The 13,459-nt window shown below is 57.8% G+C and carries 9 protein-coding genes; 1 reads left to right on the forward strand and 8 read right to left on the reverse strand.

Annotated elements, in window-relative coordinates; translation table 11 throughout:
• Nucleotides 1-262 precede the first annotated feature (262 nt).
• On the forward strand, nt 263-2,041 hold the full coding sequence (locus F1734_RS21640) for a DUF4012 domain-containing protein (protein ID WP_203011930.1): 1,779 nt from the start codon (nt 263-265) through the stop codon (nt 2,039-2,041).
• Between the two features lie 865 nt (nt 2,042-2,906).
• Here the strand turns inward: F1734_RS21640 and F1734_RS26585 are convergent.
• From F1734_RS26585 to F1734_RS21685, 8 genes are all read right to left on the reverse strand, one after another.
• Nucleotides 2,907-4,112, reverse strand: coding sequence for a glycosyltransferase family 4 protein (locus tag F1734_RS26585; RefSeq protein ID WP_420803898.1), 1,206 nt, complete (start codon nt 4,110-4,112; stop codon nt 2,907-2,909).
• Between the two features lie 6 nt (nt 4,113-4,118).
• On the reverse strand, nt 4,119-5,600 hold the full coding sequence (locus F1734_RS21655; protein ID WP_203011033.1) for a hypothetical protein: 1,482 nt from the start codon (nt 5,598-5,600) through the stop codon (nt 4,119-4,121).
• Nucleotides 5,601-5,620: 20 nt separating this feature from the next.
• Nucleotides 5,621-6,868: a glycosyltransferase family 4 protein gene (locus tag F1734_RS26590; protein WP_420803899.1), complete on the reverse strand. Its 1,248-nt coding sequence runs from the start codon at nt 6,866-6,868 to the stop codon at nt 5,621-5,623.
• Nucleotides 6,810-7,895, reverse strand: a complete 1,086-nt coding sequence (locus F1734_RS21665) for a glycosyltransferase (RefSeq protein ID WP_203011035.1) — start codon at nt 7,893-7,895, stop codon at nt 6,810-6,812. The genes F1734_RS26590 and F1734_RS21665 overlap by 59 nt, the downstream gene beginning before the upstream one ends.
• Nucleotides 7,888-9,162 (reverse strand): lipopolysaccharide biosynthesis protein, encoded by a 1,275-nt coding sequence (locus F1734_RS26595; protein ID WP_420803900.1) that lies wholly within the window; start codon nt 9,160-9,162, stop codon nt 7,888-7,890. The genes F1734_RS21665 and F1734_RS26595 overlap by 8 nt, the downstream gene beginning before the upstream one ends.
• Nucleotides 9,144-9,719, reverse strand: a complete 576-nt coding sequence (locus F1734_RS21675) for a glycosyltransferase (RefSeq protein ID WP_203011037.1) — start codon at nt 9,717-9,719, stop codon at nt 9,144-9,146. Before F1734_RS21675 ends, F1734_RS26595 begins: the two co-directional genes overlap by 19 nt.
• Before the next feature lie 701 nt (nt 9,720-10,420).
• Nucleotides 10,421-11,746 carry a UDP-glucose dehydrogenase family protein gene (locus F1734_RS21680; RefSeq protein WP_203011935.1) on the reverse strand — a complete coding sequence of 442 codons (1,326 nt, stop codon included), beginning with the start codon at nt 11,744-11,746 and terminating at the stop codon, nt 10,421-10,423.
• A gap of 30 nt (nt 11,747-11,776) precedes the next feature.
• The gene (locus F1734_RS21685) at nt 11,777-13,306 is read right to left on the reverse strand and encodes a sugar transferase (protein WP_203011038.1); all 1,530 of its coding nucleotides are present in this window, start codon (nt 13,304-13,306) and stop codon (nt 11,777-11,779) included.
• Nucleotides 13,307-13,459: the final 153 nt, after the last annotated feature.

Here is a 13,459-nt window from a genome sequence, read left to right on the forward strand (position 1 = left end):
GACGGCACCGCACCCCCTCGTGTTTCCCTCGAGATCGACGGGCGTGCAGTGGGGACCCATCGATCGACAACGACGTGGACGCCTCCCTGCATCCATCACCGTCGAATACATCGACCCTAACGATCCCCGGCGTTACTCACCACTCGAACCGACCAGCTGACCCGTTTCTCGGTTATGGTCACCCCGGAGGAATCGAAGGGGGCAGGACCGCGTGAACGATGTTACCGACGAGTCACTTTCGCCGGAACCAGGCCGACGCAAGGTGCGCCGGCGCAAGACCGACGAGCAGATCGCACAGGAGCGCCGCAAGCGCCGGAACATCGCGATCGGTTGCACCGCAGGAGCGGTCGTCGTCGGCGGGATGGGCGTCTGGCTGGCTTACGAAGGGCTGCAGGCCAAGTCGAGTCTCGAACAGGCCCGGGAGTACGCGACGAGTTCGAAAAATGCCCTGCTGGCCGGTGATACCGAGACGGCCCTGCGCACCGCTGGCGACGCCGACAAGTACGCGAAGCAGGCGCAGGACTCCACCCACTCGCTGCCATGGAGCATCGCCGCGGTGATCCCGTGGCTCGGCAGCCCGTTCGCCTCGAGCCAGCAGATGAGCGACGTTGTGACGGGTCTCACATCCGACGTTCTGGTGCCCGCCGTGGACGCCGGCTCGGCCGTCTCCCCCGATCAGCTGATCCTCGACGGCGCCCGCATCAACCTCGCGGCCCTGCGCGACGCCGCACCGGTCCTCGAGACCACCGCGGCCGCGGCCGCCGAACTGGACGCCCGGGCGCAGGACATCGACGGCACCTACCTGGGCCTGATCGACGACGCACGCACCCAATTGCAGGACCAGACAGGCGAATTGTCCGGTTTGCTCCACAACACTTCCCTCGCGGCCGAAATCGCGCCGGCCATGCTGGGCGCCGACGGGCCGCGCAGCTACTTCATCGGCTTCCAGACCAACGCCGAGGCGCGAGGCACGGGCGGACTGCTCGGCGGGTTCGGCATCGTGCGTGCCGCAGACGGCGCGGTACGGGTCGACGAATTATCCAGGCGCGATTTCACCGGGCCGTTCCAGCCGATCGACCTGGGCGCGGACTTCCACCGGACATACGGCCACAGTCAGCCGACAACACGCGCTGTGAACAGCAACGTTAGCCCTCACTTTCCGTACGCAGCTCAGATCTGGCAATCGCTCTGGCAGCAAGAGTCGGGCGAACGTGTCGATGGCGCTGTCGCCACGGATCCGGTCGCGCTCAGTTACGTTCTTGAGGTAGTCGGTCCGGTGGCGCTGCCCGACGGGGAAAAGATCACCGCCGACAACGTTGTGGAGCTCACTGAATCGACTGCGTACGCCCGCTTTGCCGACGACAACTCCGCCCGCAAACAGTACCTGGAGAACGTCGCAGCGGCCGTTGTCCAAAAGATGACCGGCACAATCAGCCGGCCTCAAGCCCTCCTCGAAGCGCTCGGCCGGGCAGTCAGCGAAGGCCGCCTTGCCGTGTGGAGTGCCAACCCCGACGAGCAGGGCGTCCTGGCAGCAACGCCGCTCGGTCATACAGTCCCCGATGACCCCGCGCCGTATGCCGGGGTCGTGGTTAACAACCTTGGCGGAAACAAGCTGGACTATTACCTGAAGCGGTCGATCGAATACACCGCCGGCCCGTGTGATGGCGCAACCCGGAACTCCACCGTGACGGTGCGGCTGACCAACGATCTGCCTGAGGGTGAATTCACCAACTACGTGGCAGGCATGTTTGACAACCCAGTGGGCGCACCATTTGGATCCAACCTGACAGACTTATCATTGGTTGCCACGCAGGGGGCCACCCTCGACAAGGTGACAGTAGATGGGACTGCTGCAATGAGCTTTACCGGCAAGGAATTCGGCCACCCCGTGCACAGCGTGCAGCTGCCTATCCCTCGGGGCGAAACGGCCGAGATCGTATTTCAACTGACCGAACCCACCACCGCTGGCGATGCTGTCATCCCTGTGCAACCACTGATAGATGAGCCCAAGGTGAGCGTCTCCGTACCTTCCTGCGGCTAGAAGCGGCCCACCGACTCATACCTGCCGCTTCCGACCGGCACGACGCGAACGACGCCAGGTAACCATGAATCCCCACCCCGCGATGCCGAATCCAACAAGAGAAAGTAGATCCGATTCGGTAAGGCCATGACGGGGATCAAGCACGTACAGGACTCGTCCTTCCAGCGAGCCGTTCAGCGCCAGCCAAAGGACTGAGGCGACAGACAGCGCCATGCTTGACAGTAAAACGGGTCGGGCCAGACACCACGCCGCAGAAGCGAAGAGAGAGCACATGAACACAAGACTACGAAACACCTCCGGGTTAATAAGAACACCCACCTTCCGCACTCAACCAGATCCAATCGCAGGCGATATCGCGAATCGCAGCAACAAACACCGCTGAACCTCGACGCACGTACCTAGCGGTACTGATCAGACGTTCCCTCACCGACAAAGTGCTTCACTACGGCAGGATTCCCAACTACGACCGCTCCAGCCGGAACATCCTTCGTAACAACAGCATTCGCGCCAATTATCGCGCCTTGACCGACCGTGAGACCCGTCCGAAACGGCGTAACTACGACTGCGCCAGCACCAATAGTCACACCATCGCCAATACACAGACGTGTCGCTGAGCCAGGGCGATCGCTAACCGCCAACGTGACTCTGTGCCAGATCCTCACGTTGTCCCCAATCGAAACATTAGGGTGAACCGTGACGCCGCTCCCGAAGTGCCCAAGGGAAAGACCCTTGCCTACAATAGCTTCTGGTGGCAGAACAGCTTGATTGAAGAGATAGATCATACCCTTCACTAACCTTGAAGCCCGAGAATGCCCTCGCCTCTGAAGCTCAATAGCAAGATACCAAGAACGTTCAATCAATTCGGTCAGTCCATTTCTCTATTCAAACTCGGGCTGACGATTCCCTCGCCAATTTTTGCCGTGATGAACTCTACGTAATCACGCTCCATGACACTCTCTGAGTACCGTGGAGGTAATCGTGATGACCTAGGCGGACGACCGGAATACGTCACACCCCCCGCCGTAGCGCAATCGTCCCACGCAGAACTAATGCGAGCCGGCATACAGTCAACTTCGAACACAGACGTCCGAAGATCGCTCGGAACATTGCATCCACGCGTCGTAATTACTGGAAGGCCACTCGCAAGCGCCTCAAGCAGAGAAAGAGGAAGACCTTCCACGCGGCGCGTTGGGAAGACAAATACATCCGCACCCGACAACGCTGACACCACCTCGTCTCGAGCCAGTCGACCAACAAACCTAACTCGGTCGAGGACACCCAGCCTCAACGCCAGCATCCTCAGGGAAGCGTTCTCAGGCCCATCACCGGCAATTATCAACACGCGATTACTCGATTGTCCTAACGCCAAGGCCGAGATTGCAAGATCGACCCCTTTCTGTCGATGTAGACGAGAAAGAACTAGCCCCACGCTGTCCTCCTCACCTACGCCCCAGTTACGGCGTGCAGCTTCGCGTAGGCCCGCGTCAAAGTGCAAATCGCTGACGGAAACGCCATTCGGGATCATACGCACACGCGACTCCATCACGCGGTAGGGAAAGCGCCGCAACTGCAGACTCACCTCGTCTGAGACCGCAATCACAGCGTCGAACCTCCGATATGCAACGAACTCCCGAATCGCCCTTCCAAGATTCAAGCCGATCTTCGCAACTTCCCGGAGCCCGAGTGAATTGATCGACGACCGTACTTCAGCAATCGCGGTCCCATGACATTGGGCAACAACCATCGGGCGGTTCGGCACGATCAAGAACGCCGAGCCTGCCGAACTGATGCTAACAACTGCGTCGTATGCGGAGCGCAGTCGCACCGCATACCGCAGACTCCCCGACCACCACCGAAGAGAATACCGGCCAGGCGATTTTACAGGAACCGCGAAAACAGAATCAAAGACTGAAATCGCGGACGAGTCAACAATTCCGGAGGTCGTTAAGATGGCAACGGAGCAGCCCGCGGACTTAAGGTTTCTCGCCAGGCCATCAAGCGAAAGTTCCATTCCGCCTGCACATGCATGCCCGACAGTCGAGCGAGAAACCAACAAGATTCTTGGTCCCATTCCGATTTAACCGCTCCGTTCCAGTGCCAGCGAACCGCCAAACGACACCTTATGCCCACCGTCCGTTGACGATATAGGAAACAAGAACGTTGAAATCCGCACCGCGAATGTTGCAAGGATGCAGACGATACACAGCATCAAGACATGGTGTAGATCGAAGGCATCGCCGCCCATGAGGAATCGAAGGACGAAGTACACAACAAGAGTCACTGCAATAAGATTCGTGCCAGCAGCAACCTCGATATAACCGACCGCGAATCCCACAGCGAACACAAGCGCAAATGCCACAAGAATTGATCCCATCAAGAAGTAGAAATAACCCATCCCAGACAAGAATATTCCTCCCTTGCCCCATCCGAGCAATTCCTCCGTAAGCTGGTTCCCCAACCACTGCTGCTTATCTGGATAGATTGATCGAGGGACGAGATTAACGATACCCTTCAGTGGATCAAACGCCGATCCCTCCAATCCGGAGCGCCGCGCGATAAATGCGAGCCGGATACCGTCGTAGCTATCGAGTCCGCTTCTCGCCACCGCACTGAGTGGATTACCGAATATCTCTCCAATCAGAGATGTTACAGTCTGGTTCTCTCCAGCAATCTGATTGCCGCGCCACTGAGAAATAAATGCACTGACCAAGCCCATTCCGACTCCGATTACGGCTAGCAATGCGAGTCGATACGAAGTACGCTCATTACCCCGGATTCCAAAACGTTGCGACTTCAGCGACCCCACAACAACGGCAACAAGAATCAGCAAGAACGGACTTCTAACTCCCCCAAGGAGCAGGAGTGCGCAGCCAAATAGCGAAACCGCCAATCTCCGCCGAGAACCAAAATGTCGGTATGCAAACCCCATGGATATCGAAAGAGGAAGAAACCATCCGACCATAACCTCAAGGCCCCTACCGTCCTCAGCACCTCGACTTTCTGCACCATCGGAGAGTCCCAGCCCCAGCGAAGCGAAGTACCCGACAATACCAAGAGCCACGAAGACGGTGTGTGTACGACGAACGAGTGATCCCTCACCGCTGGCAAAGAATTTGCCTTGAAAAGAGCGGCGGCCTCTTGTCATGCAGTAGATTCCGCCCCACAATGCGCCGGCACCACAGAAGGCCAGGGAGACAGACAATACAATTACATACCAGATGTTTGCGTCCAGAGCCTCGTCAATGGGGAGCCCCGCCCTGGCCAGCTTTGAGCCGACAATACCGGATGATTGGGCAAACACGGGGATAAGGACGATCGGAATAAAACCGAGCGCAATCATCAACGGCCCTACCACCGCGGGTGCCACGACATCGGAACCTGCGCAGCGGAGCCAACGAATTACCGAGTAGACAGTCGAAACGCAAAGGACGGCAAATGCCCAAACGATGAGGCTCGACGTACTGCCGTTCGTGGCGATACCGCAAATCCCCACAATCGCCAATCCGACCATCGGAAACACAGGCGAAAACGCTTGGTCCTGGATACGGCCTTTGCTCATCGAGGACCTTCCGCTTCGGCTCATCGCTCGGTTTCACGCGCGATCGACCGCGCTGGGCTCGTAGTTTGCCTGGAGGCGCGCAGCTGTGCGTAGGCGTCACCCCACGTCCAGGCTCGTGCGGTACTCTGACCATTGGTCACGATCTGGAGCCGCGCTGACTCATCTCGCAGGAGACGGACCAAGATGTCTGCAAGACTTAGCGAGTCCCCGCGATTGAAGAGAACAACGCCGCGACTACAATCGCCGATCTCTGGGATTCCACCCACGCGAGATGCAACCACCGCCGCGCGGCTTGCCCGTCCCTCTAATACGACAAGCGGGCACGGATCGTCCCATGTCGACGGAACGACCAGTATTTTCGATCTGTTCATGAATTCGGGCACGCGAGACGGGGAGAGAGGACCTAGGAACTCGACATGCAACTTGTTTGACTCGACGATGTTGCGGCATTCGAGTTCGTAATCTGATAAATTTCCCGGGAGAAATGTGTGGCCCCCAAGTACTTTCGTTCGCACTTTAGAAAGACGGACATCCGTGAGACAGTCAAGAAGTACCTTGAGCCCTTTCTCCGGGATAACTCGACCCACGTAGAGCACATCGCAATCCACTGGAGTGACCTTCGAGAATCGGGTGCTATCGACCGCATTGTTTACAACAATGACTTTGGCAGCAGTCATGCCATTATCAATTTTTGCGCGGCGGATCAGATCATTTCTTAGGTAGTCACTCACACACACAACTTGATCGAAGTTGGAGATGCACCTTCTGATACTTCTCGGAGGAACCCCACGCATCGTAGAGTTATGAAGATACAGACTAATAAAAGCGTCTGGGAACCGTTCCCTGAATGCACCGACCGCCCAAGGTCGATTATGGAGATATATTACGGCGGGTGAATCTCCGGAGTAGTCTATATCTAGACCGTCCGCGTATCCGGTTCCGAGACCTACGAGTCGTGCCTTGCCAACTAAACGCCCAATGCGAGATTCACGAATACCGTGATATCGAATTGCCCTAACGTATGGACCGGCCTGATGTTCTGCGTCGCGGTCGACAATCACAGTAGAGTCCACGCCCGATTCCTGAGCTGCCTCACTGAGCGCCTTACATACCCCGAGGATAGCCGAACCATTTTCTGCGATGTATCTGTCGCCTCGTGGCACTACATGCCATTCGGTCCACTGAGCGGCGTGCCTGCCGGCCCATTCTTCAGCCATGTGCCATAACCTCCTGGGCCAATCTGCCAAGCTCTCTGAAGTGCGTTGCATTAGAAAACCGTTCGGACGCGAAGTGGTCTAGTTCGTGCCACGAAGTTTCCAAAACGGATTTCCCGCACGACACCAACGCACCGACTGATTCATCCTCGGCGAGATATCCGTTTACCCCTGGAGTTACGGTCTCCAAATAGCCGCCGACCGGCGTTGCAATAATTGGTGTACCCTCATAGTTCGCCTCGGCGGCAGTCAGGCCGAAATCCTCAAATCCCGTAAGAATCAGAGCGCGTGCATTCCGATAAAGAGAACGCAGGACTCCGTCGTTGACTCGGCCGACTCCATATGTCCATTTCCCGTCCGAATAGCCTTCGCTACCCGATCCGGCGACGACTAGAGGTATTCCCAAGATCCGCGCGCAATTCGAGGCCAAGTCGACGTTCTTGTAGCCTCGCGGTCGAGCCACGGTGAGGATGTACTCGCTGGGTACCACCGCCGGAAGGTCTTCATACTGCGCCGCAATAGCATTAACTGGTGGATTCACGACAGGCGCATCGATCCCATACGCGTTGCGCAGTCGATCTTGAGTGACTCGACTGTTCGCGACAAAGGATGTCGCTGGGCCGACATCGATCTTGTCGAGTGCTTTCAGTATCGGCGTCGCAAGAGCTAGTCCGATTCGTTTGGGGATTGATAACCCCATCCTATAGTGGTTTGCAGCGTAAAGCCAGCGCGCGGGACTGTGAAAGTAGACGATCGCAGGACAATCACGGTCAAACAGGTGCGCAAAACCGGAGGTACTGATAATCGCGAGGTCAGCATTCTGGATTCTCGTCCGACGACTCAGCGACGGAAGGACCGGCAACAGCGGTTCAATATTTCGGAAAATCGACTTATTCGGAAGCGCTGTGTGGATGATTCGGTTGGAGAACGTCGGAAATGTCGCCTCGGGATTGTAAGCGAGCGTTGATATTCTTGCCTTCGGAAACTGACGTGCCCAGACTTCAACAACGCGTTCAGCACCGCCGCACTGCAACAAATAGTCATGCGCTATAGATACGTTTACACGATCCAACTCATTCATATGCATCCTCCCCGAATGCAGTACGCTCCCTCAAAGTTTGCTGATGCGCACGACGCATAAACAGAATCGCAGTAGTAGCCGTCACCATTTGGGCTGCGGTTGCAATTATCGCGGCGTCGACCGCGTCGATTCGCCGCCATCCCCATCCGAAGCAAAGCAGAGTAAGTGCAATTCCGGAGGCGTAGGACACGGACGACCACGCTGGTCTTCCAATTCCCGCAAGATAGGAAACCGCAATTGCAGTGATACCGCCAAATATGGTTCCGATACACAGGACTACTGTAGGCGCTACGGCGCCGTTGAATTGGGGACCAAATAGAACTGGGATAGCAGGACGGGCAAGTATCGCACCAAGGGTAGAAGCCGCAGCACACGTCAAAATCGGAAGCGTTGCCCGCCTTAGAGCGCTCAACGTCGTGTGGCCTTGAGTGGCGTCCGTGAGGATGTTGCGCGCACCGACGGCAGCTGCGATCATAGGTATCTCCGCTACCGTTACCGCGACCGAGTAGTATCCGAGTTCCTCCATCGAGCCTGATATCGGAAGCATTATCTGGTCAAGCCGGGCACTCGCTGTCATTGCTACGGCCGCTGCCGCGCTCACCCATGCAAACCGGAGGAATTCTGACAAACCAACAGTGTGTCGTTCGACGTTCGCCGATGACTGTGTCGGATAAAGGAGTACACCGTAGGCCAATATTCCGGCACCGAGGTATGCAGTTGCGTATAACGTCGAACTGGTGATTCCGAAGCCGGCCAAGCCAAGTACTGTGGTAAGTCGCAATATCGCGGACGTTGCGCGTTCCGCGTCCAGTACTGCCCAGTTCGCTGCCGCTGCGTGCTGCGCACGGCGACAGCTTGCCAAGGCGCCCACAATCACTGTTGTCCAGAGTAGGAGAACCTGGCTTTCGGGCAACTGGGAATCAGATGTGAGTATTCCTGCGTACCAGGCGAGGCACAGATATACGGTCAAGGAAGATACCGCTACCACCGAGTATGCGATCTTCATTGTGCGATCGCTCGGATTACCTCGATTGAGAAAGTAGACGATGGCGGTGGGAACACCGAGCGCAGCTACGCTATCGGCCATTGTTAGCGGTTGGAGGAGTGCAGCCAGTTCCCCCCGTCCGTTCGGACCGAGCATACGAGCCAGTACGGGCCCCGTCATCAATCCTACGGCGGGGTTCATGCCATATGCGAGTATGCTCCGAAGTGACGAGAAATTGGATATGCGCTTTCGCGCCCGTGTCGTCAGGGTCTGGTTGCGCACGTCAAATCACCGATCAAGGATTCGATCTGTCGCATCCTAGATGACCATGAGTTAGCGCTGGCAGTCCGCTGTCGTGACGCGATGACGTCCGAATGCGGAATCTGAATATTGTTCTTCACGCTCTCTAGAAACCCCGCACGATCGGCGATTTCGACGCTCGACGAAATATTCGCAAGGCTTGGCAATGGAGTGGCTACAACCGCGAGCCCAGCGGCGAGGTACTCGTAGACCTTCATTGGAAAGACACCATTGGTGTAGCCGTTGGAAACGTACGGAATCAGTCCCACTGTTGCGGAATTGAGCGCGTTCGCAAGTGCGGCTGGCCCCAGGTTGCCGAGGTAGTGAACGTTACGGTGTCGAAGAAGGGCGTCAACCTGTGTGCCCCCCTTCGTTCCATCAACATCCCGTGGACCTGCGATCGCGAGTTCAACTCCGGAATCCGCCAGATTTTGTAGCAGCACAAAATCGACTTTCTGAGGTGTCAGATTTCCTGCAAATATCGCTTTCGGGCGTCGCTCGACAGCAGTAACGCTTGAGATTCCATCGAAATCAGCCACGTTTTCCCACAGACGAACCGACCGCGCACGCTGAGTATTCTGCAGGTGATCCCGGACGCCAACGCTACTCGCGACAATTGCATCGACTTTCGCGACTAATTGCGACTCTTTTGCAAGAATGAGATCGGATGGAACTCCATGAAGTTTATGTAGGAGGTCAACGCTGTGGTATATGGTCCGATGAGCGAGGTCTTCGATGCCGTAGGTCAGAGGGCTGAAGGTCCACAATATTGCACTCTCAATGTCTGGCACAATGCGCCTGAGCTGGTTTCGGAGAAGGGCGCGATTAGTCCGCCTTATGACTGAACTGGTGTGCACCGGAATTACCTGCGGATCGATCTGGCGCGGCGAGCCAGGCTCGCACGTATGATCCTCCCGGCTCCGCGGTGTGAAACGCCGAGTTGCGTGCTTTATTCTCGTGGACAAACCGGCCGCGATGCGGCGAGCATCTGCGGAATTGAGATTTGGAGTCCGCAGCCCCATCGAATTGACATAGTATACATCTCGGTCTTGCGCCAGACGTGAAGCAATGTGCTGCTTATTCGTCCACACTGGTGCCTTGAAGTCCGCGGTTGACAAGACGATCACCGGAGGATTCTGCGGTTCCCTCGTCATTAGTGATTTCCCGTCTTTCTATGAATTTGCATCGCGTCATGTTTGCGCTGAAGTGGTCCGTTGGAGCAACTGGAATGACGCTGTACCTATCTGCCCACACCCCGGTAGTTCCACCCTTCACTGCGCCACTGTTGGGGATCGAGGCAATTCCGGCCGTCGATAATAGACGGCTGCCTGACATACGTCCGCAAATCTGCCGGGGTCAGCTCGCGAAAGTGCCGCCATTCGGTGAGGACAGCTACAACGTCTGCGCCATTGCACGCTTCTTCTATGCTCGCCGCGTATTCAAGCGTCGGGAACACGACTCGTGAGTTTTCGATGGCCTCTGGATCGAAGACAGTTACTGATGCGCCCTGCAGTTGCAGCTGGCCGGCAATGTTCAGCGCTGGAGAATCCCGAACATCATCAGAATTTGGCTTGAATGCTGCTCCCAGCACAGCGATTCGTGTGCCCAGAAGCGAGCCGCCGACTGAATCCCGAACGATCTCAACCATTCGAGTTCGTCGTCGCATATTTATGTTGTCGACCTCGCGCAGGAAGGTGAGCGCCTGATCTGCTCCCAGTTCGCCTGCTCGAGCCATGAACGCTCGGATGTCCTTGGGCAGACATCCCCCTCCGAAGCCAACACCAGCGTTCAAGAACTGGCGACCGATCCGTACATCAAAACCGATGGCATCGGCCAAAACTGTTACATCTGCGTCTGCCGCTTCACACACCTCTGCCATTGCATTGATGAATGAAATTTTTGTCGCGAGAAACGCATTTGCGGAAGTTTTTACGAGTTCTGCGGTCGCCAAATTGGTGACCAAGAACGGAGTGCCCTCGTCGAGCAGCGTCCGGTAGACTTCACGGGCCGCGGTTTCAACGTCATCGGCCTGACCGTCTGCAACGCCGAGGACCAATCGATCGGGATGTAAGGTGTCCTGGACGGCGAACCCTTCTCGAAGGAATTCTGGATTCCAGCCCAGCCCGATGGATTCGCCAGCAGGCGCTAGTGCCCGTACGTGCGCGGCCAATCGTGATGCCGTACCTACTGGAACTGTCGACTTACCGAGTATTATCGCCGGCCGGGTGAGTAACGGTGCAAGGGATTCAATGACAGCGTCCACATAGGTGAGGTCGGCGGCGAATTCCCCCTTTTTCTGGGGCGTACCCACAGCGATAAAGTGCACATCCGCAAACTCGGCAGCGTCCTGATATGACGACGAGAACCGCAGCCGACCTGCCTTCAGGTTGCGCTTCAGGACGTCCTCAAGTCCCGGCTCATAGAACGGCACCTCACCCGCTTCGAGTTTGGCGAGCTTGCCTGCGTCTACATCAACCCCAATGACTTCATGTCCCAATTCGGCCATACAGGCGGCATGTGTCGCCCCCAGATATCCAGTGCCAAATACGGCGATACGCATCACCAGTTACCTCGCCATTTCGTCTTGCAGCTGATTTCAGTACGCGCCATCGCTACCGACTACTGCGCGAACGGTCTTTGCGATAATCAACAGATCACTGATCATGGACCAATTCTCGACATACGACAGGTCAAGACGCACGGACTCATCCCAAGACAGGTCGGAACGTCCGCTAACTTGCCAGAGTCCCGTCACGCCGGGTCGAACGAGGAGGCGACGACGGATCACTCCGTCGTAGTTCTCCACCTCGCGGCGGAGGGGCGGCCGGGGCCCAACGACGCTCATCTCGCGACGGACGACGTTGATGAACTGAGGAAGTTCGTCAACGCTGTATCGACGAATGAACTTGCCGACACGGGTGATCCGCGGGTCGTCGCGCATCTTGAACAAGAGCCCAGCACCCTCGTTTCGATCAAGGAGCGCGGTCACCTGCTTGTCGGCGTCGGTCACCATCGACCGGAACTTGATCATGCCGAAGGGCTCGCCGTCGAGACCGATGCGTTCGGAGCGATAGAACACCGGGCCCTTGCTGTCCAGCTTGATGGCGAGCGCCACGAGAGCGAACACGGGAGCCAACAGCAAGAGAGCCGTGAGCGAGAAGGCCAAGTCGAACGCGCGCTTTCCGCTTCGCTTGGCGCCGTGGTAGCTGGGCTTCTCGACATGTATGAGCGGCAGGCCGGCAACGGGTCGCATCTCCATACGCGGACCCGCAACGTCCACGACGCCGGTGGCGACGACGAGATCGGCCTCGTACGGTTCGAGTTCCCAGACCAGGTCGCGGATGCCCTCGTGGCCGAGGGTTTCGGTGGCCGTCACTACAACGGTGTCTGCGCCCGACTCGGCCAGGGCGTCGACGACCGAACGTTCGTCGCCGTAGATCGCGACCCGGTTTCCGTCCACCTCGATGGACTCACCGCGTGCGCCGGCATAGCGCGGAACGCAGACACCGACGACTCGATAGCCGTCGGATGCTCCGCGCTGGAATGTCCGCGTCATGAGGCGTACCGCGTGCTCGCCACCGACAACGAGGACCGACGTCTGGAACTCGCCGCGGCTCCGCTTTCGTGCCACGACGCGCCGCCACATCCATCGACTGAAGATGAGCATCATGAGCCCGGCAGGCAGCGCAATGGCGAGGTAGCCGCGGGCCAAGTCGAGCTTGAATACCAGCGAGACGATCGCGATTGCACCGAAAAGCCGCAGCGTTCCGGAAATTACGCGCTGGTACTCCTCGTACCCGCTGCCGATGACGCGGCGCGACCGGGTGCGGAAGAGTGCGAGAGTCCCGATCCACCCCGCAGCCAGACACACCGACACGACGGCGTAGTTCACCTCACTGAACGAGGTTGCCGCGAGCAGATCGGCGTGCCCGAAGCGCACGACGTGCGCCAGGACGACTGCCAAGACGACGATGACGCTATCGGTCCAGAAGAGACGGCGGACGTACCCGCTCTGCCACGACCATCGGGTGTTGCCGGAGCGGTCTCCGACCAGATAGGGGCCGTGCCTTGCCGGCACCTCCGTCGTGGAGTCGGCCGCGGCTTGCACCCGGTCCGACTGGTCCACTGCTGATTCCATTCCGTTCCCTCCCCGAGCCCCACACGGGCGAGGTGCCCGTACTGGTGCGATCACCTCGGGCGGAACACGCGGACGGCATCGATGGTGTGCAACTACCTCCCCGTACCGCACACATCTCAAACCTGCGTTGCCCTCGGTAAG

The organism is Rhodococcus ruber (assembly GCF_016804345.1).
In the GTDB taxonomy this organism is placed as follows: domain Bacteria; phylum Actinomycetota; class Actinomycetes; order Mycobacteriales; family Mycobacteriaceae; genus Rhodococcus; species Rhodococcus ruber.

Bases quoted from the DNA above. Each gene is read 5' to 3' on its own strand.
- F1734_RS26585 (WP_420803898.1), bottom strand. From the start codon at position 4,112: ATGGGACCAAGAATCTTGTTGGTTTCTCGCTCGACTGTCGGGCATGCA.
- F1734_RS21655 (WP_203011033.1), bottom strand. From the start codon at position 5,600: ATGAGCAAAGGCCGTATCCAGGACCAAGCGTTTTCGCCTGTGTTTCCG.
- F1734_RS26590 (WP_420803899.1), bottom strand. From the start codon at position 6,868: ATGCAACGCACTTCAGAGAGCTTGGCAGATTGGCCCAGGAGGTTATGG.
- F1734_RS21665 (WP_203011035.1), bottom strand. From the start codon at position 7,895: ATGAATGAGTTGGATCGTGTAAACGTATCTATAGCGCATGACTATTTG.